Genomic DNA, 25,865 nt, shown 5'->3' on the forward strand with positions numbered 1-25,865 from the left:
GTCAGTCTAAATAAAAAGGTGGTTTTCTTCATGACTTTTTCAAAGCGATTTTCTTCCCATTTTATATTGCTTGTGCTTGGACAAATCATTTCTGTATTCGGTACATCTTTGCTTCGCTTTGTATTATCTCTATATGTGTTAGATGTGACTCAACGTGTGGACTTATATGCACTACTATTTGCTTTATCAAATGTACCGCTTTTGCTTTCCCCTTTAGCCGGTGCTCTGGCAGACAGGTTTAACAGGCGGAATCTGATGATCGTGTTTGACATCATCAGTGGGATCATTGTACTTTCTTTTTCCTTTTGGCTATTTGCAGGTGGTAGTTCACTTTTGATCATTGGTGCTGTCATGGTTTTACTAGGTATCATTGGCACGATGTACTCACCAGCTGTCATGGCTAGTATCCCACAACTTGTTCCTACCAATCAGTTAGAACAAGCAAATGGCATTGTGAGTGGTGTTCAAGCATTGTCAGGCGTATTAGCACCCATCATTGGTGGCGTTCTTTACGGTGTTATTGGCGGGCACCTCATCATCGGGGCTAGTGCTATTGTGTTTTTCCTCTCTGCATGTATGTTGTTATGGATTCGCATCCCATTCACACCTATATCTACTGATTCCTCAATGGTTCGTGCCATTGTTTCTGATATGAAAAACGGATTTGTTTATGTCGCATCGCAACGATTTTTAAAAAAAGCGATGCTGCTTGCAGCGTTGCTTAATTTCATTTTAACCCCCTTCTTTATCGTTGGTGGTCCAATCATTCTAAGAGTGGCGATGAAAAGCAGTGACATGATGTATGGCATTGGCATGGGTATGATTGAATTTGCCGTCATAGCAGGTGCACTCACAGTTGGTTATACGGCAAAACGGATGCGAATTCGAACGCTTTATCGCTGGCTTTTATTGATTGCGATTATTCTTTTACCTGTTGCCCTATCTACATCTGCTTGGATGCTCCAGCTTGGCACATACCCTGCCTTCCTCCTGTTTTTAACAGGATGCATACCGATTGCGATGCTGCTCACAATGATTTCAATATTTGTCGTCTCACACGTACAAAAGAAAACGCCAAACGAACAACTTGGCAAAGTAATGGCGATTCTGACCATGGTCTCTCAATGTGCGGCACCATTAGGTCAATTGATGTACGGTTTTCTTTTTGAAGCATTTTCAGCACAGATTTATGTCACTGTTCTCATTGTCAGCGCATTGATGTGTGCCCTGACATACATGACGAAAAAAATTCTGCATAACGAAGGAGAACCTGTCTAAATGAGGATTCAGTTTATCAAAAACGATCTATCTCGACACCGACTTATTTCACTTGGACTCACACTGAGTATCGTCCTCACAACTTTTTTAGCTACAAGTGCAGCACAAATGACAACACAGCTAACAGGTGCCATTAGCGAACTCCTCCAAGCATCCAAAGCGCCTCATTTTGTCCAAATGCATGATGGCACATTAGACGAACAGCAAATTGAAACCTTTGCACACTCACAACCGATGGTGCAAAAGCATCAGATCGTGTCCATGATTCCAGTAGACAGTACCAATCTCACCTTTGGAAAGCAGCAAGTGACGGCTGGTGTCATGGATCATTTATTTGTGAAACAAAACCGCTTTTTTGATTTCTTGCTGAACGATCAAAATAAAAAGCTGACATTAGCAAAAGGAGAAATAGCTGTACCCATTTATTTTCAACAGCAATATGGATTACGTGTAGGTGAAAAAGTAGACATCCAAAGCGGAAATACGATTTTCTCTTATGAAATCAAGGCATTTTTGCGGGATGCCCAAATGAATCCAAGTCTCGTCAGCTCAAAACGTTTTCTTCTTCATGATGAGGATTGGGCGGCACTTGGAAATGCCTTTGATCAACGAGAGTATTTGATTGAATTTTTATTAAAGCATCCTGATCAAGCAGATACCTTTCAAACCATCTATCAATCATCACAAATGCCACAGCAAGGACCTGCTGTCACTTTTTCACTGCTTAGTATGTTAAATGCCCTGACAGATGGCATTGTCATTGCAATTCTCCTGCTTGTCTGCTTGCTCCTTATCAGCATTGCAGGACTTTGCCTCCGCCTTGCGATCACAGCAGCAGTTGAAGAGGATTATCGAGACATTGGCATTCTGAAGGTGCTCGGTATTCCATTGTCACAAATCAAACAGCTCTACCTCGGTAAATATGCTGTTCTCACCTGCATTGGCTGTATAGGGGGTTATTTACTATCACTGCTATTAGGAGAACGCTTTTTAGCCAATATCCACTTATATATGGGTAAGGCACCTTCCATTAGCCAACACCTAATTCCATTTTTTATTGCGCTAATGACTGCCCTCATCGTTATTGTGTTTGGTTATCTCATGCTAAGACAATTTAGGAAAGTTTCTGCCGCTGGCGCACTTCGAGCTGGAGCCCTTTCCGTGAACCAAAAAAGACAAATACCGTTCAAGCTTCATCGAAGTGTCATTCTGCCAATCAACACATGGTTTGGTATAAAAGATGTTTTCACTCGATTCCGAATGTATGCTATCGCCACCTTTATTTTGGTACTATGTACATTTTTAATGCTTGTACCGATTCAACTATGGCACACGTTAAAATCGCCTGAATTTATCACATATCTAGGTTCTGGGAAAAGCGATCTCCGCATTGACTTACGACAAGCAGAAGGTCTTGAGAAACAAGCAAAAATGATTCAAAAATACATCATAAAAGACAGCGATCTGGAACGATTTGCTGTTTATCAGACACAAGCCATACAGGCTCAAACAAAGGAAAAAACCTTAGAAACACTGTACTTGGAAACAGGGAATTTCTCTCTCTTCCCCCTTACTTATTTACAAGGAAATGCACCAAAATCGGCAAATGAAATTGCATTATCTGCCCTAAGTGCAACATCACTCGACAAAACCATTAACGACGAGCTTGTCCTGGCAAGTAATGGTCTACAAAAAAAGTTGCGGGTCACTGGCATCTATCAGGATGTCACCAATGGCGGGAAAACGGCAAAGGCTTTGACATCACCATTTCAGGCGAATCCCATTTGGCTGACAGTTCACATCGAGTTCAAACAAACAGTTCATTTATCAGAAAAGAAGTTGACCTATGAAGCAGCTTTATCACCTATTAAAGTAACAGATATGAACGCATATATTGATCAAACCATTGGTAGTACAGCTGATCAAGTCAAGCAGATCGCTATCGGCTCAGCAATCGCCGCTTTCAGCACAGCGAGCCTCATTTTGATGATGTTTTTACACATGCTAAGAGCAAAAGATGTCAGTCGGATCAACCTATTAAGAACACTAGGTTTCTCTCAACGTGACATAATCACTCAATATATGACTAGCTTAATTCTTGTACTTTTCATAGGTATTTTTCTTGGCTCAATCGCTGCGGAAACTGTTGGCACTACCTTAATGAGTACAGCTGGCGCATCTTTAGGAGCTTCAAAGATTCAATGGCTCACGCCTCAATGGGTACCAATTGTCTATCCGCTGTCATTTTTCATTGGTAGTTTGATCGTGATCATGCTTATCTTGCGAACATTTACATCGAAATCAAGCATTCGAGAGATTCTTTCATAAAAGGAGACCCTATATGACTCAACTAATAGAAACAAAACAGCTTTCCCTTCAATATGAAACGTCAAAAGGGCACAAACAGACGATTCTACAAAATATTCATCTATCCATTAAAAAAGGCGAATTCGTCACCATTATGGGGCCATCAGGTTGCGGAAAGACGTCCTTACTTTATCAATTAAGCGGCATTGAAAACTGTACGAAAGGTGATGTCACTTATAAAGGGCAATCGTTATCAGCGCTAAATGATAAACAATTGACTGCTCTGCGCTTAACACAAATGGGATTTGTCTTTCAGCAAAGTCATTTACTGAAAAACCTCACATTGTTCGATAACATTATTGCCGCTTCATACTTAGCTAAAAGCGACACGAGAAAAAATATCAACAAACGGGCAAGAATGCTGATGGAACAACTAGATATCATGCATGTAGCCGATCATTATATCACACAAGTATCGGGTGGACAGCTCCAACGGGCGTCCATATGCCGTGCCTTAATGAATCAACCAGAGATACTTTTTGGTGATGAACCAACAGGCGCCCTCAACTCATCCGCAACATCTGAGGTGATGAACATTTTCTCACAGATTCATTCGGCTGGAACGACCCTCTTGCTCGTCACCCATGACCCTAACGTGGCTTTGCAATCCGAACGGATTTTGTTTATGAGAGATGGTGAACTAATCGAGGATTTATCTTTAGGAAGAAATGACCCATCCATTGCGGCTGAACGTGAAATAAAGCTGAACGACTGGCTGAAAAAACTAGGATTCTAACAAAAAAACAGGCTCTTGTTAGCCTGTTTTTATTGCGCTTTGCATTCAAATGAATAATCTAGTGATAGTGATCCTATTTCTAATTGAGGACTACCATCGACTTGATAGCATGATTCAACAAGAAATTGCATTTCTTTGTTGTTAAAATAAATCTTTGTAAAGACAAGTGATGCTGTAATTACAAGGGCAATTGATAACACAATAGCCAACTGTAGTTTTGTGATATAATTCTTTTTTCTCATGTGAAAATCCTTTCTTCAAAACAATTAGATGTCAATAAATAGTATAATATAAATGGTGAAAATCCAGTTGTTAGAAGTAGTTTACCCTTATTTTTATAAAAAAGGAAGATTTGATGAAAATAATATATCAATTGATAGTGTCTAACATTTTGAAAAGTAAAAATAACATTTCTCAAGAAAATACTCGCTATGATTACATCAAAACAGAGAAAATCAACATTCAATTCTCATTTTTGATCCCCTAAAATGACCTTCTTTGCTTTTGATAAACAACCATCCTACTTGTACAATGACATGACTGACAGATAGATATTAAGGCCTCTTTTTATTACCACTAGTCAATCACCTTTCTGAAACAATTATATTTTTCCAAAATTTGTGTTAAAGTTTTGTTGAAACAGGTGAATGGACCAAAAAGAGGTGAGATTTCATGACTATCATATCATCCGAGCAGGTGGGGAATCGTTTAAATGATTGGAGAATTGCGATCCGTAAACATGATGTTCGTGCAGCGCAAACGATGTATCAAGAACTGAAGGATTTGTTAACTAAAATGGAGGAAAATCAGGAGGTACTCATCTATTATGCATTACTTGAAGGCAGATACAAGCTTATGCTGTATGATACGAGAGGGCAAACACCGAATGACAAAGCTGAGTTAGATCACCCATCAAAAACAAACGACTTAATCGAGTATTATTTCTATCTATATAAAGCCCTCTATGCCTCCTACACGAAAGATTATGCCGCGGCAATTGGTTTGTTCAAAGTAGCTGAGAAGAAATTGCAAAATATCCCTGATGAGATGGAAGTAGCTGAATTTCATACAAAAATTGCAAACTTGTATATGTTCCTACGCCAGAGTCTCATTTCACTCCACTATATTCAGAATGCAATTGATATTTTCAAAAGCCATGACGGGTATGAGAGAAGGCTCGCCGTTGCTCTTGTCATAGCTGGAGCGAATTATACAGATATTGGTGATTTCAACAAAGCAGAAAGCTACTATAAACAAGCGCTAGACATTGCCTATACATTAGACGATTGCTTCCTAAAGGCTCAGCTTTATCATAATATCAGTATTCTGTATGCAGATGCAGGCGAATCCCAAAAATGTATACAAGCTTTAGAAAAAGCGCTGCGTGATGATGATTATTTGGAGTCTAGCTATTACCCTCATTCCATGTTTATGCTGATAAAAGAACTTCTCTCCATCGGTGAACGTATGCAAGCTCTCTATTACTACGAGCTTATGAAACGAAAAAAAGCAACAGACGATAACCCCATCTACGAAACAAAAATGAAACTGCTCTATCACTTATATTTCACTGAAGATCAAACCGGGACAGAAAATGCCTGTTTCAAACAAATTAATATGCTAAAAGAATTAAAAGACTTAGAAGGTGCACGTGAATTAAGTCTATTCGCTGCAAAACATTTCGAAGAACTTGGATCTTTGAAAAGTGCCTATCTATTCTTAAAAGAAGCACATCAAATCGAAAAAAATTTAAAATACTGGAGGGATTTTGATGAAAAAAACGATGATTTGTCTTTTTGTTGCAGTCGCATTCATCATAGGGAATACGGGATACACACCATTCAACCAACATGACACTGGCATTACAGAACGTCCTATTGGAACATAAATAGAAAACACTCCTTCTTTTCAAAAACAAGAAACCACTCGCCTTTCACAAAGGCAAGTGGTTTTATGATCATTTATTTTAATTGTTGATAAGAAATCAATCGATGGATATGAACAGCCAAGTATGTTAGTTCATCATTCGGAATAATAGTCCCATGTATCTGTTTGATATAATCCTTGATTTTGAAGGCAACATCCATTGCTTGCGGATATAAATGAGCAATTTGCTCAAATAATTCATTCTCCTGATCTGTTAGCAGTTTATCAGCATAAAATCTTTCTACGAAAAATTTTACGTGTGTAATAAATCTGCTGTAATGGATATTTTCTTGATCCAATTTTATATTTAATGTATAACGGACAAGGTTCACAATACTCCCGATCATTTTCGCATATTTCATTCCATCTTTTGACTCTGTCTCTTCACCTAATGCATTAATTAAGTGGAACGCAATATTTGCCGCTTCCTCTTTCGGTAATTGAATTCCTATTGTTGCATTGATAAGCTGAAGCGCATAATTCCCTACCTCAAACTCTTCCGTATAGTAGTTTTTAATTTCCCAGTAGACTCGATTTGTAATGTTGATATTCTTTTTATAGCGCTCTACTGCGAAATTCAAGTGATCCATTAATGTGTAATATACGCCAGAGTTTAGTTTTGTTTTTAATTTTTCTTCTGCATACTGAACAATTTGCTGGGTCAATTCAATAAATTCTTGTGGCATTGAATCTAATAGTTGAAGAAATTCTTTTGCTCTCATATTGTCTACTGACATAAACACTTGATCCGCTTGTTTTTCATCAATCATATTCCCAGATTTTTGGCCATAACCAATGCCCCTGCCGAATAAAACCATCTCCTGTTGGTTCTGATCTTCAGCCAGTACCACACTCGAGTTTAAAACTTTTTTTATTTTAAACATCGCCATCACCTTTTCATGAATGCGGTATTTTAATCTAAGACTTCTCCATTTGTCTCAATTACTTTCTTATACCAGTAGAAAGAATCTTTGCGTGAGCGCTTCAACGTTCCGTTGCCATCGTCATCTTGATCAACATAGATAAATCCATATCGTTTAGACATTTGAGAGGTTCCTGCACTAATAATATCAATGGAGCCCCAGCTTGCATACCCAAAGAGGTCAACACCTTCTTCAATTGCCTCTTTCATTTGACGGAAATGCTCTTTGAAATAGTTAATACGGTAATCGTCATGGATAGATCCATCGCTTTCAACAACATCTTTCGCACCCATGCCGTTCTCCACAATGATAAGAGGTTTTTGATAGCGATCATACAATTCAATAAGCGAAATCTTTAAGCCAACCGGATCGATTTGCCAACCCCAATCTGTTGAAGGTAAATATGGATTTTTCACACCTAGAATCGTATTGCCATCTGTTTTCTCTAGACCTTCCTGTGCGGATTCTGTCAGGGACATATAGTAACTAAATGAAATGAAATCTACTGTATTTTCTTTCAAAATGGTAAGGTCGTCAGCTTCCATCTTAATATTGATATTTTTTCTTTCTAGCATGCGCATGGTCAATGGTGGATATTCCCCAAACACTTGAACATCTGCATAGAAATAGTTATCTAGGTTTTGTTTCAGTGCTCGTTCCACATCATTCGGATGACAAGTATTCGGATATGTTGTCAACTTCGTTAGCATACATCCCATCTGACTGCCCGGAATGATGCGATGACAATCTGCTGTTACAAGAGCAGATGCCACAAATTGATGATGCAAAGCTTGATAAACAGTTTCTTCTATTTTTCCCTCTGGACAGCGATCAGGAATAATACCTGCTGTAATGAAAGAATGGCGGTGGATACTGTCAATTTCATTAAAGGTAAGCCAATATTTCACATCATCTTTATAGCGTTCAAAACACACATTGGCAAACTTGACAAAGAGGTCAATGACTTTTCTTTCAACCCATCCGTTGTATTTCACACTAAGTGCTAATGGCATTTCATAATGTGATAGCGTCACGATCGGTTCAATGTTCTGCTTTCTCATTTCTTTAAACAGGCGTTCATAAAACTGGAGACCTTTCTCATTCGGCTCAGCTTCTTCTCCCGTCGGGAAAATACGGCTCCATGCAATCGATACACGTAATGTTTTAAAACCCATTTCTGCAAAGAGAGCCAAATCTTCTTTATAGTGATGATAAAAGTCGATACCTCGGCGTTTCGGATACTTTTTCTCGTCTGGGTCCTTTATTGCACGATCTATGTTTTCAGAAGAAACAGCAAGGTGTCCTTCATAATCCTCTACACTTAAATTCGCACGGTACATGGCAACATCTGCAACAGATGGGCCCTTTCCATCTACATTCCAAGCTCCTTCTGCTTGGTTTGCGGCAATTGCACCGCCCCATAAAAAATCTTTTGGAAATCCTTTAGTTGATGACATGATTATCCTCCTAATTGTGTAACAACCATCAACGTATCTTGACGATTGACCTCATTTAATTGCGTTACTTTTATATCATATTTATCTGTATTCGTAATAACTGCTAGTGTAACTGGATCATAACCTGCTTCGACGATTTTTTCCAGATCAAATTGTATGAGCAGATCTCCTGCTTTGACTCGATCTCCTGCTTTGACCAATGGTTTAAAGAACTTGCCCTCTAGCTGAACGGTATCAATACCGATGTGGAAAAGAATTTCTACTCCGTTTGCTGTTTTCATACCGAGTGCATGGTTTGTTTCAAAAAGAAGGGAAACCTCACCATCTACTGGTGCATATAGTTCACCCTTTGTAGGAATAATGGCAATTCCTTCTCCCATTACCTTTGAAGAAAATATCTCATCTTCTACATCAGATAGTGAAATCATTTGACCAACAACTGGGCTTTTGAATGTCTCATCTCCGCCAAGCTTTTCAGCGAACGCTCCTTGCTCTGTTTCTTCTTTCTTTCGGTCTTTTCCTAAAATAAAGGCAGCCACAAATGCAACAACAAAGGAGATAACAAAACCAATGACTGCAAACATGAAGTTACGTGGAAGGTCGTCAGATACGAACATCGACATACTTGCAAGACCAGGTCCAACAAGAACAAAGGCTTGAATGCCGACAAGTCCAATAAAGATCCCGCCGATGAAAGAACCGATCATCACACTACCAAGCACACGTTTATTTTGTAACGTCACCCCGTACAATGCTGGTTCGGTAATTCCAAAGAAAGCTGAAATCCCCGCTGAAATGGCAGTTGAACGAAGAACTTTATCTTTTGTGCGAAGAGCAACTGCAAAACATGCGCCACTTTCAGCGATGTTATGTGCTAGTGATGCAGGCAAATAGAGTGCTTCTTTTCCGAGATTCCCCATTGTCGTTACAGCGTATGGCACCATCGCTTTGTGCATTCCGGATGCAACCATAAATGGAAGGACTGCTGCCAGAATCGCCACTGCAATCCAGCCCACTTTATCAAACATCGCAAGAATGATAGCTGAGAACCCTTGTCCAACTGTAAAACCAATTGGTCCAAGTAATAGTAATGTGATTGGAACTGTAATGACCAATGACATCATAGGTACGAAGAAAATACGAATTGGTTTTGGCGAAATACGGGTAAACAATTTTTCCATCTGTGCATACAACAGGACAGATAAAATCGCTGGGAATACCTGATAAGCATACGCAATATTTTTCAAATCGAATGAAAATAATTGAGCACCTTCTGTCAGCATAGTCGTCATATTCGGAAGAAGAAGTGCGCCGACTGCCGATAATGCAACAAGTGGATTTACTTTTAATTTATTGGCTGTTGTTACAGCAACAAGTAATGGTAGGAAGTAAAGTGGCGCATCGCCCACCATATTTAATATCTGATACGTTTGCCCTTTGGCATCAATTAGTCCGAGTAACGAAAATAGGAGAAGAAACGATTTTAAAATTCCTCCACCCGCAATGGCTGGAACAAGCGGTTGGAAAACACCAACAATGAAGTCTAATAGTACAGTCCCCACTTTTTGTTTTTCCTTCGGCTGATTGGAAGATCCATTTTGTCCGGAAGGTACTCCTCCCAAAATATCGGTCAATTTCTCATAGACTTCGATGACATCGTTTCCAATGACAACCTGACATTGCCCCGACATACGTACTGCGATGACACCCTCTGTTTTCTCAAGTGCCGGTACATTCGCTTTGTTTTGATCATTCAATGTAAAACGAAGTCTTGTCGAGCAATGCTCCAAGTGAGCAATATTTTCTTTACCGCCTACATGCTGTAATACATCTTTTGCTGTTTGTTTGTAATTCATTGTTTCTCCCCCTTTTCTAATACACGAGACCTATATTTAAGCAATAAAAAAAGGACCTAAAACGACAAATCAAAGAAATTTATCGGTTTTAGATCCTGCCTGCATGACCAGTCACATGTCTAATTTATCAATATTGGATTTGTTTTAAGTATATATTGGATTATTGAAAGCGTCAACATTTATTTTTTTCGAAATTAATAGAAAATTAAAGGACTAAAGAACTAAATTACACTTCGGAAGCGGTCGTCAACCTCCTCAAAAGGAACTAAAAACGTATAGTCTCCACTTTCAATTAGACGCCATTCACCATTTCTAGCAATCAATAAAAAAACCAGACAAGTTCATTCACCTGCCTGGCTCATCATCTATTTTTTCTTTTCTTCTGCCTGCTTTTTAAATGCTTCAACTTGCTTTTTATATTGTTTTTCCGTGACAACTTTTAACTTCAACATGCCACCTTTCTTCCAAAACGGGATTTCAATGACTTTCGCCTCTGCATCGACGGTGCCTTTTATGCTTTTCTGCATGTCTTTTACTAAAGGATCTGTAAACATATGAAAAGTGTAGCCATTTGCAAGCCCAAACGCTTCATAAGTCGTTTCTTTATAAGGTTTACAGTCAACTCCTGGAACAGTTGTCACCAGAAGTGATCCTGACCATTCACCTTCACGTAATGCTTCATCAATTGTTAAAAATAGTTGATATGATCCGTCCTGCGCTGTATAAATATAGCCATAAGCGGCATTAAATTTCTCAGTGAAGTTTCTTCTATATTGATCCTGTCTAAACTCAGCTGTATACTCCAGTTCATCGTATCGATCTTGAATCGCCTTTTGATAAGTAGTCAGCTTTTTTTGATCAATCGCTTTATATATTTTACTTTTCTTTTCACCTTGTTTTTTCACAGATAGGTCTTTTCCAGAGAAACGGACCTCGTATGTTACATTTTCCTTACCTTGCTTGACCTGGAATTCGTAACCGCTCTCAATCACTTTACCCGATAAGTCATATTGATCTTCAAACAATTCTGGTTCCAAAAAACTTTCTTTCACAAACTTTTCATTCAAATGACCGGTTACTTTTCCTTTCGTTTCCGTTACCTTGAACCAGGAAAGATGATCTTTTGTTTTATACGCAAACGCATGAGAGTGATTCAGTGAATTCTTCTGCGCCGTTGCTTGATACGCTGTCCAACCACCTGCACCAACAAGTAGCACCACAATGATTGCCACGATCCAAACTTTTAATTTGTTCATACGTACCTCCTCCAATGTAAAATGTTAGAGATCAACATCTATCTTTTGTACTTCATTACCAGTTTACCATAATGTTCTTTCATGTCCTATATCATCAATATATGGAATTTGATTCAAGTCCATTTACAATACAGTTCTTTTTAAGAACTTCTAGAGGTTATCCCGTTCTCACATAAAGAGGCGCTAAGTATTGTAAATACCTATGTATATTCTCTTCACTTAAAACCATTTGGTTGAAGATGTTTAGCAGAATTTCAATTTTACCATCCGAAGCAACGATGATTTCAGATATGATAAAGGAGCTTTCATATACGAGCCCGTTGATCAAAGACAAATTGATACAAGCGCTATCTGATTTTGATATGAAATGCTCCTCATTTAACAAATCGTAATTATTTTGTTTTAAATTCACCTTAAAGTCAATCTTAGGTAGATGAATCTTTTTTCTGAAAATTCTTGTGTCTTTGCTCTGTCATGAAGTATTATATATCTAATTGATATATCTTTTAGATAGGAGGTAGATACTATGAAGAAATATAATGATACGACATATGCGATATTAGGTATTTTAACTACAGATTGTAAGTCTGGTTATGACATTAAGCAACTAATTGATAAGAGCTTTCATCACTTCTGGAAAGTCAGCTATGGTCAGATTTATCCGACGCTGAAGCTCATTGTGCAAGAAGGGTTAGCAGAAGTCATATCTTCAGCGACATCCGGCAGATCAGATAAAAATGAATACCATCTCACTTCAAAAGGTATCGACACATTGAAGCATTGGCTAGAGCAACCACTTGATCAATTGCCAGTAGAACGGAACGAAGTGTTGCTCAAACTGTTTTTTGGGCAATATCTGACTGATGAAAAAAAAATCTCTCTCCTACAAAATTATCAACAGCGATTAGATATTCGGTTTCAAACGTATACCATGATTGAACAAAACATCATGAATCTTTATTCAAATGACGATGATGCGACTTACTGGCTATTTACATTAGATTATGGAAAAAGGGTAACAAAATCAGCAATTGAATGGTGTGAGGCTACAATTCACACATTGAAAAACAGGGAGGAATAACAGATGGCAAAAGACATTTTTCCAGGTCGCTATACGACAGACAATTCTGAGGACATCGTCGTTTTTATTATTGGGATGCGAATAAACAAACGCCTTGCCGTTCATAAATGGCTTCCTGTTGTGAAAGCAATGCCTGCTATGATCAAAGAACTTTATATGAACAAAGAGGAACTCGGTTTCCTCGCAATGGAAAACTATTTTGGCTTAAGAACCACAACCATGATTCAATATTGGCGCTCCACAGAAGATCTGCTCGCCTATGCAAAAATGGACAAGCACCTTACTGCTTGGAAAGAATTCAATCAAAAAGTCGGGAAAAACGATGCCGTTGGTATTTATCATGAAACGTATCAAATTAAAGCCGGTTCATATGAATCCATTTATGCGAACATGCCGTTGTACGGGATCGGAAAAGCACAGAAGCATATCGTGGTTGGTGCGGGGAGGCACAGTGCGCGGGAAAGGCTCAGCTAGGGAAGACAGCGTTATGCAATGCAAAGCTGTGCCAAAAGTCAGCAAAAATCCGTTTTCTTTTGTCACAGCTCCTGTTTTCTTCAGGACTCTTTTGGTATAAAAAGCTTCAAGAAAAATAATGGGTAAATGAGCAAATACAAATTTAACGCCCACCAGCTCATATCAAAGTCCATATGAAAAGACCAGAAAGCAATTGCTTGTAATCCAGAACAGAAAGTTAACACAAGGGAAATTAATGCAAATGTCTTCCACGCTTTCTTACTTTTTTGATATAAATACAGACTATAAAGTCCTGTTATTGAAATAAAAAGATCTAAAGGAAAGAAGGACCAATTCCAAGCTATGATCATCGGGTTATCATAATCCTTGAAGGCCCAACTTTTCGGTATTAGATGAAAATAAGTGAACAACCAATAAATAATAAACCCGATATCTGTTACTAAGAAAAATGGTTTTAAATATTTCATGGTCTACCCCCTCTATGAATCAATCATTTTTCATCATATACTGATCCTCTGATTTTTCATGGTCTACGGTGAAATTCAATGTTGCTACTCCAATCACAATCAGAATAATAGAAATAATTTTAAGTAAGTGGAAACTCTCATTAAAATAAAAAACACCAATACATGCAATAATGACAATGCCCATACCTGACCAAATTGCATAAGCAATTGATACTTCAATTGTTTTTAACGTTAACGTGAGAAACAAAAGACTGCCCAGATAAAAAATGATCAATAGAATACTTGGCACAAGCTTTGTGAAGCCATTAGATAGCTTCATACTTGTTGTACCAGCTACCTCAAGTAAAATTGCCAAACATAGATAGACCCATGCCACTTTCATCTCCCCTTTATTCTCGATGAGCAATTCCAAATAGAAGAACGTCCATCACTGCTTGTAATTTCTCCTCAAATGTATATTGATTCTGAGATGAAAACGTTGGATCATAAATTTGATTGATTGCGCCTAAATATAACTCAATAAATAAGTCCAAATTGACCTGACGAATAATGCCTTCATTTATTCCTTGTTCCATTAATTTTAGAACAGCTGTCCATTCATTTTTTAAGAAATTGTCTAATTTTTCCCATTGATGAAAATGGTGTTTTTTCAGATCAGATAAAAGGCGCATATCCATCATTTTAAATTCATTAGGCGTACAGCAAAGAATTTGCTTCATTTTATCCAGTAACTCAATATCTGTATTCTCGATTATTTCGTTCTCTTTTTCTTGAATCTGTGAAATGAGTTGATCAATGATGAATTCAATTATTTGATCCTTTGAAGTAAAATGCTCATAAATTGTTCTTTTACTCGTCCCTAAATTTTTGGCTAACTCACTAATTGTGAATGTAAAACCCTTTTGTTGAATAAGCAGCAGTGCTTCCTTCATCACACGTGTCTTCAAATAAAGACCTCCTTTTCGGTACCACAAAAACTATGATGGTTTCATGAGTATCATAATAATCTTTTCACAAAATAGCAATATTTTTTCTACAATAAAAAAGCATCTTCTTCTTTAGAAGAAAATGCACTCATCAACCTATCCGTTTTTTGATCTCATCATTCCGATAAAGTATTTCAAAATCCGTGCAGTCAGCCCCCAGATTGTGTAACCATGATAATCATAGAACCATTCTTCTATCGACCTCGTACCCCAGCTGTACTTCTCACCGTTCATAATTTTTTCAAATGGAAAGTCTTCAGCGGGTGTTGGTTGAACTGAGACCACATGCAAATAAGGCTCATAATCTAGTAGCCATTTCAATGGCACGGTGAATAGCTCTTCGACTTCTTCCTTATTGTAGGATTGAATGATTTGTTCGTAATCAATGATGCCTACATATGGATAGACGACAAATGAAGGTGATGCTACGTACGGACTTAATTGTCCGATGACCTCCACCGTTGTTGGATCAACCCCGAGCTCTTCATACGTTTCCCTTAAAGCCGCATCTAGTGGCGTTTCGTTCCCATCAATTCGTCCCCCTGGGAAACTAATATCACCGGGCTGTTTTCTCATGGTAAATGACCGTACTTCAAACAGAATGTGCCACTCGCCTTTCACCTGCACTAATGGCACGAGCACCGCGGCTTGAAATGCCGTATCCTGCCCAATAAAAAGGGGCTGTTGTTTATGTAAATCTTTCTTTAATTGATCTAAAAACACGATACTCCTCCTACCTCATTTTTTATTAGTTTAAGCGTAACACTGTTCACTCGATGCATAAAGATCACATTTCTGATAAAAAAACTGCTCATTTTGACAAATAAACTAGTCAAAATGAATATCATACTTTACAATTGAATTAGATATGATCGAGGTGATGATATGAAAACACGGCTAAAAGAACTGCGCGCGCGTGACGGCATCAATCAAACAGAGCTTGCAAAACGTGCAAAAGTCTCGCGTCAAACCATTAGTTTAATAGAACGAGGCGAACTAATGCCTTCACTGCTTATCGCTGTCAAGCTGTCACGCATATTCGAAGAACCGATTGAACAAATCTTTATTTTCGAGGAGGATGAATGCACATGAAAACGGTTTGGAAGATGCTTGCTGGACCAGCGCTCGGATTTTTGGGTGCTTACGCCTTACTCGCAGCAGAATTTGAATCAACATTTTTACACATCTCATTTGAAACGACCATCTTGATTGGCGGAATCTCCCTCATTTTAACGATATGGAGCTTTGCTGGTGTCTCCCAAATGAAGAAAAAGGCTTCACTCTCCTTATCAGGCGAAGAGGAAGATACGCTTGATGAATGGCAGTACAAAAAATATAGTGATGTGACGCTAGCGAATAATAGCAGTACGTTCCTTTCAATCATTGCGATCAGTATCGCTGTCATCACACAGCAACATATATGGCTGATTGTCATCACTGGTATTCTATTTGTTACAGCCACCATCTGCACGTATGTAGCTGGGTCAGTGCTGACTTTGGTGTACCCTGAACGTCATTTACCAAAAGTTTCAGATGTAAATTATTCAAAAAAACTGCTGGAAACATCTGATGAAGGAGAACGTCACGTCATGCTAGAGGGACTTTATTTTACGTTTCAAAGCATGAACATCCTGCTTATTGGCGCCATGTTTATTTTAACTCTTTATTCGATTGGCTCCAACCACTCACAACTATTCTCCATTATCATCATTGGTTTGATTCTCACGATATTGAATGCAAAATATATTTTGAGGATTAGGAATCGTTAGCATCAGAAAAAGCACAGTCCATTTTTATTTGGACTGTGCTTCTTGAATGTCAGGCGATATTTATTGCTGTTTTAATAGCTTTTTCGCCAATTGACGGTCTTCCTTATCCTTGGTCGTCTCAGCTATGTGCTTGATGTTTGCAAGTATTGAATCATTGTTCCACGAATCTGGCGACCATCCTTCAAGTGCGTTCATAGCATGATATTGTAAGATCCCTTGACCAGAGGCTAGCGCTGCTTGTATGAGTGACAGCCCCGTTCCTTCAACATGACACAACTCTGGCACAATCATTTCTAGACAATATTGATCATCCTCTGAAAGATTCGTCAAAGAAAGGTGCTTCTCTGCAATCGCACAAAGATGCTTGATATGTGTAGGTTCGTTTGCTTTCATGATCGCAAAGTAAATTTCACCTTGGGTCGGATTCTTTTCAAACAAATCAAATAATGTCGATGTGATTTCTACCCCATAATAACGTGCAACTTCAAGCGCTTGAAACCGAAACCCTTCTTTTAATGTCTCCAAAGAGAGCTCCGCCCAATGGGAATCTTTCAAGATAGATTGAATTCGCTCCTGTAAATCAGTTCGTTGAAATGGCTTCCACAGATCAGAAAACCGCTCTTCCCATACATTCTCATTCTCATGTAAAAATGCATGGATTTTCACAAGTGGATACACGTCTTCAATCGTATGACAATGCTTCGTTGCGTGGAACACAAATCGAGTCAGAACGTCGACTGCATATGGGTAATCATCCATATTTTCACAGGGTCCTTCATCATCAAGCAAAGCGTCTATAATAAGCGCTGCACCATCATACAGCTCCTTTGTTATGTCACCATTGTCTAAAACGACATCTAATTCACCTTTCATGGCGCAAGTATAGGCGAGATATTGGTTCATCACTGAATTTTCACAGCCATTTGTGAGAAGCCAATGCTTAATGTCTGGTGAAGTAGGCTCAAGGGCTCTGACTGCTTCAATTTTCCCCCATCCATGAACGGACTTGGCAAGCTGATAAATATGATCGTTTCCATACTCTGTTCCATTTTTTAGCGCAAATACAACATATGGTGTAAATTCATCATGCTGACCAATTGTCATTAAAAGCTCTTGATGCTCCTCGCAATTCGTACAACCAAGAACAGTCACCGCAAACTTAACAACCTCGCGATGTGCCGCATGATGAAGCAGCCACAACGCTTCTTTCTGCACATGAGATTCATTCCAGTTCAGTTCCTGGAAGCGTTCAATGAACTCTTCCATATAGCTTGCCATATTGTCAAAAATGATCTTCTCATAGGTCGCTTTTCTAGTTTTAGTTGAAGGATTCTGCATCTGTGCTTCAAATAACTTAATCAGCTTACCCACATAAAATGGTGTTGTTCCCTCATCCATCAATTGATCGGATAACCCTGCCACGAGTCGTACATCATCTTCGTCATACAAATATTCATCATCTGGTAGATCATCAATGACACTTTGACGCTGAACTTGCTGTTCAATAAAAGGAACGATTTTTTCTTTGTGTTCCCAAGGGAGAAATTCTAAATGAGACGAATCATCTAAAACAACCACATTGTCGACTTTTATCACACATGTAAAGCGTGTCAAGCCACCGACTTTTACAGAAACCTTATGCTTCACACCGTCTTTAGAATGTAATGTCCCTGACAATTTAGAAAAGGGGACAAGCTGTAAGAATACTGATTTCCGTTTCTTCTGATCGACTAGTACCCCATCAATGAACAACTGCTCTTCTTTTAATTCATTGATCACTTCAATACGATGTCCTTTGTACTCTACTGAACACGTCTTTTGAATCTCTTTTTCTAGATCTTTCTTAAAATTACGCATCTCTCGTTTGAATTCATTCTTAAAACCCATGAAAGCCTCCTCACTGGATCTAACTTTTATATAAATTCCACATTTATTCATTTCATAAAGAAATTTCTTTTTGTATTCTATTAAATAAAAGTTTTGATAGCAAGGAAAACATGAACATGGTAGAAGACACCCTCTTCCTTTAAACAGCCCTTTTCCTCCTACGGCTATAAAGAATAAACAACAGCCCAAACCATAATGGCGTCAATAATAACGCAGGGCGTGTTGCCTCCGCAAACAACATTATCACTAGTATTGTCGCGAACAACAGCAAGACTAGATAATTCACAAATGGTGTGAATGGCGCTTTAAAAGTTGACGTCGCGTGGAGCTGTGGACGCGTTTTTTTATATTTGAGATGACAAATCAACACAATACTCCATACCCAAATAAAACAAATCGCGCTAATCGTCGTCACTATACCAAAGGCTTGCTCTGGGATTAGCTTGCTTAAAAGAGCCCCAACAGAAACGACAATGGTTGAAACAAATAAAGCATTGCTTGGAACGGCATGTTTGTTAAGCCTGCCAAACGATTTCGGTCCCTGCTTCTGATGGCTTAAGTTATAGAGAATACGACTCGTTGAGAACATGCCACTATTACACGCAGATGCGGCGGATGTTAAGACGACAAAGTTAATGATCCCTGCCGCTACTGGAATACCGATTAAGCTAAACGTTTTGACAAAAGGACTTTCTGACGCGCTTAAATCCATCCACGGATTGATACATAATAAAACAAAGATTGCTCCGACATAGAAGAATAAAATTCTCAACGGGATTTTATTAATCGCTGATGGAATATTTTTTTGCGGATTCGACGTTTCTGCTGCGGATACACCAACTAACTCCACACCAACATATGCGAAGACGACCATCTGGAATGACAGCAGGAAGCCAGTCATGCCGTTTGGAAAAATTCCGCCATGTGCCCACAGGTTTGTCACAGTCACAGGGCCCGCATCTGTTTTAAACCCAATGACTAATAGCACGATCCCAATCCCAATTAATAAAAGAATTGTTATGACCTTAATCAAAGCGAACCAAAACTCAAGCTCCCCAAAAAGCTTGACTGTTAATAAATTAAAGCCTAATAAGATGAGTAAACAAATAAAAGCAGGAATCCACTGCGGGATATCAAACCAATACTGTACATAAACACCGACAGCAATCACATCCGCCATCGCTGTCATTATCCAGCAAAACCAATACGTCCACCCTGTCACAAATGATGCCCAAGGCCCAAGATAGTCTTCAGCTATGTCCGTTAAAGACTGATAGCCTGCTTTTGATAACAATAATTCTCCAAGTGCTCTCATCACAAAAAAGATTGCCATCCCCACGATGAGATAAGCCAAAATGATAGAGGGACCTGCCAATTGAATGGCTTTACCTGAGCCTAAAAATAACCCAGTGCCGATGGTTCCCCCAATGGCAATTAATTGAACGTGCCGATTTGATAAATCTCGCTTTAACTCTTGCTGTGCCAACCTTATGCCCTCCTAAAAACCATGATAGTGAAATAATGAGCATCAAAAAAAACCCATAAAAAAAGAGATTGGATGCGCTCCAATCTCATGGTCATAAGAATAGCAAAATAAAGATATGCAATGCGGTTTTACTGCATCACAAATACATTATTCCGTACTCTTCTGTCCTTTTGCCTGAGATTGTGAACCCTTCGGCGCCGCAGATACCCACGGTCTCTCCAGAAGCTGCTCCTGCTATAGTGTGACCCACAGCAATCATAGCTTTTCGTATTTTATTATTGAACGAGGTGTTGCTATTTCTGAATAATTTCATATTTTACTCTTTGATGATGATGGTGTCAATGGAAATTGTTCATGAACGTTACTGATTGGCATAAATTGGCACGTTCCTTTTGCTCAATGTGTAACCTTTGGTTGCTAAAGATAATAGGTTAATAAGTCCATTTTATCCGCTATGGAGTATATATACACACTCTAAATTGAGTGGTAAATCACTAGAAGAAGTAGCCAAACTTGTAGCGACCTTGTATCAATCAAATCTGTCCATATGGAATACCGCTACAAGATGTCAATGTCGTGATCGCATTCAAAAAAAAGAGTTCAATCGTGCCATTCTAAAACGACTTGAACAATTTGAAGAACAACAAAAAAAGTGGTGGCAATTTTGGTAATAGAACACCCATGACAATAGTGCACTTATACACACCCCTGTGTGCGTGCTAAAATCATATATAAGAACAAGCACCTTGAATACTTACAATATCTTCTTCTAACCCCATAAAAAATAAGCAACCATATAGCTTGCTTATTTCAAAAATCACTTATCACTAAACAACTTATCAATTATGGTAATAGCAAAAAAACCGATAGGAAAAGCAACAATAAAATACAGAAAATTTTTAGGCATAAACATATTGTAATAATAGAAAAATACACTTACAAACAGAATCATTACAGCATATTTCATAAAAATTTTCATAAAATTCCTCCTAATATATATCTACCCAACCATTATTAGGACGCTTATCCCTCTTATCTAATTGTTTAGCAATTTGACATTGAATAGCACCTACACCACCACCGATAGCAAAATCAATAATAGCATTGATAGAAAAGTGGTGTATCAGACAGCGCTTAATTACCATTAAATTGATTTTAACTTTCTCATAAAAAATTTTTTATGAGGTTGTCGATCTGAACAGAATCTTGCTCATTCTGACCGATACCGAAGCAATGTCCCCATTTGGATTCAATTGGATGAAAAACGACTTGTGGCATACGCTCTGCGTCATATGCACTGTCCTCAGGAGTGAAAAATAAATCAGTTGTTCCTGGGATGACGAGAGCTTTAGTGGTAATATGGCCTAATGCCTGATCCAAATTCCCATTGTCTCTTGGGTTCATGCTAATATCTCCATGTATGCCTGTACGTAACATAGTAATCAAGTCATTAGCATCAAACGAAAAAAACACTTGATCCCAATACTCTTCTAAATAGTCTTTCAATGTTGCATATCCTTCCGATTGATATAATTGTTCTAGATAATAGGCTTGCGAAAAGCCCCATGGAGCATATGCACGTCCCATCGCGGATAAGCCACCTTTAGGCTGCTCAGTATAAAATCCTTTTTGCCATTTGTTATCTGCTTGCAATGTCGCAATAAGCCCTTCAAAAACGACTTGAGCATGAGGACGAGTTTTTGCTACGCCTCCAAATGGCACAATTCGATCCACCATGTCAGGATAACTAGTTCCCCACTGAAATGCTTGAATTGCTCCGAGAGACCAGCCCACAACGAGAGCGACTTTTTTTATACCAAACTTTTCTGTTATAAGTTCGTGCTGAAAACGAACATTATCATAGATAGTCACTAGTGGAAAATTAGCTTTGTCGTATGGAGGTAATGTATTACTTGGAGATGAAGACAAACCGTTCCCGATCATATTTGGAACAATGATAAAATAATGATCAGGATCAAGAGCTTTGCCTTTTCCTATGAGCCATTCATTATCAGTGTGTTGCCCGGCAAACCAAGTAGGGTAAACAATGACATTACTTTTGTCAGCGTTTAAAGTGCCGTATGTCTTATAGGCAAGGAATGCATTTGGAAGGTTCCCTCCCGATTGTAAAGCTGTTTTTTTAAGTGAGTAAACATCGTAATCTTTCATTTTTCCACTCCTTTTCTTATAGGTAAATATGTAAATGGAGATAATAGTAATCCTCCAAAAAGACATTTTTTATGGGTGCGTAATGATGAAACAAAACTCAAGCTTTGAGTAGCTCAACTTTCATGATGCTTTAATGAGATAGATTCTTAGATCCACTTTCAGAAGCAAACAAAATTGTTGCTATTAATAAAGCTAGGATCACAAAGCCTAACCCTATCCATCCAAGGCTCAAAACAGATGATATGTTTATTACATACCCCCCTAAAGCCGATCCTGTTGCAAATCCAAATTGAATGAAAGACGTATTTACACTTAAAGCAATATCAGGAGATCTCGGTACTTGTGTTACTAAATAGAATTGCTGCGCTGGAGACGTACCCCACGTCGCCAACATCCAAATCATGATAACCGCAATTACTCCCACTAAAGATAAAAACTCGCCAACAATAGAAAGGAGCAGTAACATGATCGCTTGTAATAGCAACCCGATAAAAATGGTCAACTTAGGTCCTTTTTTATCAACAGTCAGCCCCCCAACTCTTGAACCCATAAAACTGCTTATACCTGCTAAAAGCAGAAGCCCGCTTATTTGTTCGATGGTTAGATTTGATTGTTCTTGCAGATAGGGGGTGAGATATGTAAATAAGGTTGAGTATCCACCTATATAAAGGAGCGTAATGATTACAGTGATCACCATTTTTTTATTCTTTAATATCAACCATTGCATTCTAATTGTGACAGGTTCTTTTTCTTTTATGGATGGGACATTCTTGTAGATAAAAATAAATGGGAGGAGTGCGAATACGCCAACTACGATAAATAGTCCTCTCCATCCAATGATGCTACTAAGAAAGGTGCCAATTGGAACGCCAATTACAAGAGAACTACTGAGGCCCATCAAAATAATTCCTATCGCATTGCCTCTTTTTTCTTTTTCAACAAGGCGTGTAGCTACAGCCATTGCAACTACTGTTACAATTCCCCCGCTAACACCCTGTACAACTCTTGTAAAGAGCAGCATGCCATACCAAGGACTAAAGAATGATAAGAATGTACTTAAGATAAAAACAAGAAGTGTGGTTAGCAATAGTTTCTTTCGGTCTACATTAATGGTCAGAGCGATAACAATAGGTGCGCCAATTGCAGCCGATAGAGCAAAAGTCGTTACAAGCAAGCCCGCTACAGATGTCGATACATTGAAATCGTTAGATACCAGTTGGATAATCCCTGTAATAATGTATTCAATTGTTCCGATAAGAAAAACGGCAAACGCCAATGAATAAATAAGCATTCTATTTTTCATGGTTGTTCTCCTCACCCTCAATCGGAATTTGAATCTCGATTAATTTTATTTCTTCATTCCCCGACATTGGCAAATGTACTTCTCTTCCAGGTTGATCTTTTTTCACATGGTACCCATTTCGCTCAATCCATAATGCTAAGTCAACGCAAGCAGTAGATGCAATAGCCGAATCCGAACGAAAGAGAAGCGTCGCCATGGATGATTCAGCGGGTAAAGATCTTACCTTAAGGTTTTCTGGAATAAATGTGCTGCCACTTTTATAAGCGTAACCAACCTCCAATTCAAACTCATCATCTTCGTTATTTGATTCTCTCCATAAAACGATTTGCGGACCAGTAATGAATGAGCCGTGTTTTTTTTCTAATAATTGATTGAGTGTGCAGAAAAGATCTGGTATGTCTTGCGTTGAACCAGTTGAATAGAGCGAAATAACATCTTGCGGTTCAATGGTTTTAATGATGACCTCCTGCTCCTTCTCTGTGCGTCCTTCAGCTTCAATCAAATTCATACGTTCTTTAATTCGGCTTAATTTCGATTGTTCAGCTTCAAGTTGTTGCTTGATCTCAAATTCTTTCAGTTTAAACATTCCACGAATCTGTTCCAAAGAGATCTCTTCATGAAGAAGATGAGCAATTTGTTGTAAAGTAAAACCTAATTCTTTATAAATCAGGATACGGTTTGCTTCAAAAAGCTGCTCGGCGGAATAATATCTATATCTCGTGCCCTGATCGACTTTAACTGGTTTCAAAATCCCAATTTGGTCATAATATCGCAATGTTTTCAATGGAATCTTGCTCAACATGGAAAACTCACTAATTCTAAACAATGTAACTCCTCCAAATCGTATATTTGTTTGAGTATATACCTTCCAGTATGGGGGAAAGTCAACATTTATATTAAAACAACCAACGTTGTGGACTAATTCATTCTCATAAACGACTCTATCTTTATGATAAGATTGTTTAATAAGAGTAGACCCTAACTGCTCTTTCAAACGATCAGTAATCTCAAAAGAAATCGAGAACTATAAACTTGAAAACAGAAAAAAGGAGCGTCCCAATAAATGATTAAAAAGGGATAAAAAAATGACCTCAGCTCAATACTGTGGTCACATACTAGTTACTTAGGTCTTCTTTTTATTATCTTCTATTTTATGGGACAGTTCAAAATCGCTGAGTTTCTTTTTTATTTTACATGAATCAACTGAGACTCACCGTTCATTCTTTCTCAACACCCTACCTGTAACTATGTCAACAGAATGATCCATGTCATATCTAGCTCTACATGCTAGCTAAAACTTTTCATTTAATAAATTACACCTCATAATAACCTTGTAGGTATCCTATAGAACAGAAGCTTTCATTACACTGAAGATGGTGAATAATATGAAAAAATCAAACAAAAAGGGCGTCACGTTACAAGAAGTAGCCCGGCATGCAGGTGTATCTACTTCAACGGCTTCACTCGTTGTTCGGAATAACCCTAGAATATCAGAGGCGACAAGAAAAAAAGTGCTCAATTCAATTGAAGAATTAGGCTATGTCTACGATCGAGTCGCAGCCAATATGCGCTCCAAGAGCTCTAACATAGTAGGTGTCATCGTAACAGACATTTCCAACAGCTTCATTTCTGAATTTTTGATAGGTGTACAAATGACATTAGAATCGCTTGGTTATACAGTCTTACTCGGAACGACTTTTGATAGTGTCTCCAAGCAAGAGCGACTCATCTCCACCATGGTAGAGCATAGAGTAGGTGGCATCATATTAAACCCAGCATCTAAAAGCTCAGACAGAACAGCCCGACAGCTGAATAAAATAAGCATTCCGAAAGTACTGGCGAATCGAGAGCTTGCCGATGTGCATTCTGATTATGTCGGTGTCGACTATGAACAAGGAACATGGATGGCCATCCGTCACCTCATCCAAAAAGGGCATACACGGATTGCCTTTTTAGGAGGGATTAAATCGTCCTCTACGTGGATTGAACGTATGAAAGGATTTAAAAGAGCGCATGAGCAGGCAGCATTAGCAATAGATGACTCCCTCATTATTGATATTGAACCTACACGTCAAGGTGGAAAAAGGGCATTAGATCAGGCACTAAATAACCCCAACCCGCCCACTGCTATTTTTTGCTTTAGTGATCTAGTGGCTTTTGGTGTGATTCAGGAATTGGCCGCGCGAGGAATCAAGTCTGGAGAAGACATAGACGTTGTTGGATTTGATAATGTGCCTGAATCAGACATGTATCATCCTCCACTCACAACCGTCTCTTCCTTCCCCAAGTCTATTGGTGTTAAGGCAGCCAATCTTTTATACGATAAAATGAACGGAAAAGGCAGTGAGCTTCAACGTCTCATTTTAAAACCGGAACTAAATATACGAGAAACTTCAAAATAAAGATGGAAGGTCATCTATCTACAGCGAGGATTGTTTCACAGT

Annotated in this window: 23 protein-coding genes and 1 riboswitch; of the genes, 9 read left to right on the forward strand and 14 right to left on the reverse strand. The window is 38.5% G+C overall.

What is annotated here, in order from left to right; all coding sequences use genetic code 11:
• Positions 1-30: 30 nt before the first annotated feature.
• From ACQKEZ_RS09655 to ACQKEZ_RS09665, 3 genes are read left to right on the forward strand one after another with little or no spacing between them, the layout of a single operon-like run.
• Positions 31-1,278: an MFS transporter gene (locus tag ACQKEZ_RS09655; protein ID WP_427300229.1), complete on the forward strand. Its 1,248-nt coding sequence runs from the start codon at positions 31-33 to the stop codon at positions 1,276-1,278.
• A complete protein-coding gene (locus ACQKEZ_RS09660; RefSeq protein ID WP_427300231.1) occupies positions 1,279-3,606 on the forward strand; it encodes an FtsX-like permease family protein in 2,328 nt (775 codons plus the stop codon).
• 13 nt (positions 3,607-3,619) lie between these two features.
• Positions 3,620-4,381: an ABC transporter ATP-binding protein gene (locus ACQKEZ_RS09665; protein ID WP_427300233.1), complete on the forward strand. Its 762-nt coding sequence runs from the start codon at positions 3,620-3,622 to the stop codon at positions 4,379-4,381.
• 29 nt (positions 4,382-4,410) lie between these two features.
• On the opposite strand, the gene ACQKEZ_RS09670 is transcribed toward ACQKEZ_RS09665, so the two are convergent.
• Complete coding sequence (locus ACQKEZ_RS09670) at positions 4,411-4,623, reverse strand: hypothetical protein (RefSeq protein ID WP_427300234.1); 213 nt, start codon at positions 4,621-4,623, stop codon at positions 4,411-4,413.
• A 430-nt stretch (positions 4,624-5,053) separates the two neighbouring features.
• On the opposite strand from ACQKEZ_RS09670, the gene ACQKEZ_RS09675 reads away from it, so the two are divergent.
• Entirely contained in the window at positions 5,054-6,235 is a 1,182-nt protein-coding gene (locus tag ACQKEZ_RS09675) for a tetratricopeptide repeat protein (protein WP_427300236.1), read from the forward strand.
• 107 nt (positions 6,236-6,342) lie between these two features.
• On the opposite strand, the gene ACQKEZ_RS09680 is transcribed toward ACQKEZ_RS09675, so the two are convergent.
• From ACQKEZ_RS09680 to ACQKEZ_RS09695, 4 genes are all read right to left on the reverse strand, one after another.
• Positions 6,343-7,191: a PRD domain-containing protein gene (locus ACQKEZ_RS09680; protein WP_427300238.1), complete on the reverse strand. Its 849-nt coding sequence runs from the start codon at positions 7,189-7,191 to the stop codon at positions 6,343-6,345.
• Positions 7,192-7,220: 29 nt separating this feature from the next.
• Positions 7,221-8,687, reverse strand: a complete 1,467-nt coding sequence (locus ACQKEZ_RS09685) for a glycoside hydrolase family 1 protein (protein WP_427300240.1) — start codon at positions 8,685-8,687, stop codon at positions 7,221-7,223.
• 2 nt (positions 8,688-8,689) lie between these two features.
• Positions 8,690-10,543 (reverse strand): beta-glucoside-specific PTS transporter subunit IIABC, encoded by a 1,854-nt coding sequence (locus ACQKEZ_RS09690; protein ID WP_427300241.1) that lies wholly within the window; start codon positions 10,541-10,543, stop codon positions 8,690-8,692.
• Positions 10,544-10,908: 365 nt separating this feature from the next.
• Complete coding sequence (locus ACQKEZ_RS09695) at positions 10,909-11,799, reverse strand: hypothetical protein (RefSeq protein ID WP_427300243.1); 891 nt, start codon at positions 11,797-11,799, stop codon at positions 10,909-10,911.
• A 526-nt stretch (positions 11,800-12,325) separates the two neighbouring features.
• On the opposite strand from ACQKEZ_RS09695, the gene ACQKEZ_RS09700 reads away from it, so the two are divergent.
• Positions 12,326-12,880: a PadR family transcriptional regulator gene (locus tag ACQKEZ_RS09700; RefSeq protein ID WP_427300245.1), complete on the forward strand. Its 555-nt coding sequence runs from the start codon at positions 12,326-12,328 to the stop codon at positions 12,878-12,880.
• A gap of 3 nt (positions 12,881-12,883) precedes the next feature.
• Positions 12,884-13,354 carry a DUF4188 domain-containing protein gene (locus ACQKEZ_RS09705; RefSeq protein WP_427300247.1) on the forward strand — a complete coding sequence of 157 codons (471 nt, stop codon included), beginning with the start codon at positions 12,884-12,886 and terminating at the stop codon, positions 13,352-13,354.
• 80 nt (positions 13,355-13,434) lie between these two features.
• On the opposite strand, the gene ACQKEZ_RS09710 is transcribed toward ACQKEZ_RS09705, so the two are convergent.
• From ACQKEZ_RS09710 to ACQKEZ_RS09725, 4 genes are all read right to left on the reverse strand, one after another.
• Entirely contained in the window at positions 13,435-13,821 is a 387-nt protein-coding gene (locus ACQKEZ_RS09710; protein WP_427300249.1) for a DUF5360 family protein, read from the reverse strand.
• A 19-nt stretch (positions 13,822-13,840) separates the two neighbouring features.
• On the reverse strand, positions 13,841-14,197 hold the full coding sequence (locus ACQKEZ_RS09715; protein WP_427300251.1) for a DMT family transporter: 357 nt from the start codon (positions 14,195-14,197) through the stop codon (positions 13,841-13,843).
• Positions 14,198-14,210: 13 nt separating this feature from the next.
• A complete protein-coding gene (locus ACQKEZ_RS09720) occupies positions 14,211-14,768 on the reverse strand; it encodes a TetR/AcrR family transcriptional regulator (RefSeq protein WP_427300253.1) in 558 nt (185 codons plus the stop codon).
• A 135-nt stretch (positions 14,769-14,903) separates the two neighbouring features.
• A complete protein-coding gene (locus tag ACQKEZ_RS09725; protein WP_427300255.1) occupies positions 14,904-15,530 on the reverse strand; it encodes an NUDIX hydrolase in 627 nt (208 codons plus the stop codon).
• Positions 15,531-15,692: 162 nt separating this feature from the next.
• On the opposite strand from ACQKEZ_RS09725, the gene ACQKEZ_RS09730 reads away from it, so the two are divergent.
• Positions 15,693-15,899 (forward strand): helix-turn-helix transcriptional regulator, encoded by a 207-nt coding sequence (locus tag ACQKEZ_RS09730; protein ID WP_427300257.1) that lies wholly within the window; start codon positions 15,693-15,695, stop codon positions 15,897-15,899.
• Entirely contained in the window at positions 15,896-16,576 is a 681-nt protein-coding gene (locus tag ACQKEZ_RS09735) for a DUF3169 family protein (RefSeq protein WP_427300259.1), read from the forward strand. The genes ACQKEZ_RS09730 and ACQKEZ_RS09735 overlap by 4 nt, the downstream gene beginning before the upstream one ends.
• Positions 16,577-16,636: 60 nt before the next feature.
• Here the strand turns inward: ACQKEZ_RS09735 and ACQKEZ_RS09740 are convergent, their stop codons facing one another.
• From ACQKEZ_RS09740 to ACQKEZ_RS09760, 5 genes are all read right to left on the reverse strand, one after another.
• The gene (locus ACQKEZ_RS09740; protein ID WP_427300260.1) at positions 16,637-18,463 is read right to left on the reverse strand and encodes a hypothetical protein; all 1,827 of its coding nucleotides are present in this window, start codon (positions 18,461-18,463) and stop codon (positions 16,637-16,639) included.
• Positions 18,464-18,602: 139 nt separating this feature from the next.
• On the reverse strand, positions 18,603-19,949 hold the full coding sequence (locus tag ACQKEZ_RS09745; protein ID WP_427300262.1) for an amino acid permease: 1,347 nt from the start codon (positions 19,947-19,949) through the stop codon (positions 18,603-18,605).
• Positions 19,950-20,101: 152 nt separating this feature from the next.
• A riboswitch (glycine riboswitch) is annotated at positions 20,102-20,181 on the reverse strand.
• A 932-nt stretch (positions 20,182-21,113) separates the two neighbouring features.
• The gene (locus ACQKEZ_RS09750; protein WP_427300264.1) at positions 21,114-22,118 is read right to left on the reverse strand and encodes an alpha/beta fold hydrolase; all 1,005 of its coding nucleotides are present in this window, start codon (positions 22,116-22,118) and stop codon (positions 21,114-21,116) included.
• A gap of 130 nt (positions 22,119-22,248) precedes the next feature.
• Positions 22,249-23,421 carry an MFS transporter gene (locus ACQKEZ_RS09755; RefSeq protein ID WP_427300266.1) on the reverse strand — a complete coding sequence of 391 codons (1,173 nt, stop codon included), beginning with the start codon at positions 23,419-23,421 and terminating at the stop codon, positions 22,249-22,251.
• Positions 23,411-24,247, reverse strand: a complete 837-nt coding sequence (locus ACQKEZ_RS09760; RefSeq protein WP_427300268.1) for a MerR family transcriptional regulator — start codon at positions 24,245-24,247, stop codon at positions 23,411-23,413. Before ACQKEZ_RS09760 ends, ACQKEZ_RS09755 begins: the two co-directional genes overlap by 11 nt.
• Positions 24,248-24,806: 559 nt before the next feature.
• On the opposite strand from ACQKEZ_RS09760, the gene ACQKEZ_RS09765 reads away from it, so the two are divergent.
• Complete coding sequence (locus ACQKEZ_RS09765) at positions 24,807-25,823, forward strand: LacI family DNA-binding transcriptional regulator (RefSeq protein WP_427300270.1); 1,017 nt, start codon at positions 24,807-24,809, stop codon at positions 25,821-25,823.
• Positions 25,824-25,865 lie beyond the last annotated feature (42 nt).

The organism is Bacillus sp. NPDC077027 (genome assembly GCF_050269555.1).
Lineage (GTDB): Bacteria > Bacillota > Bacilli > Bacillales > Bacillaceae > Bacillus.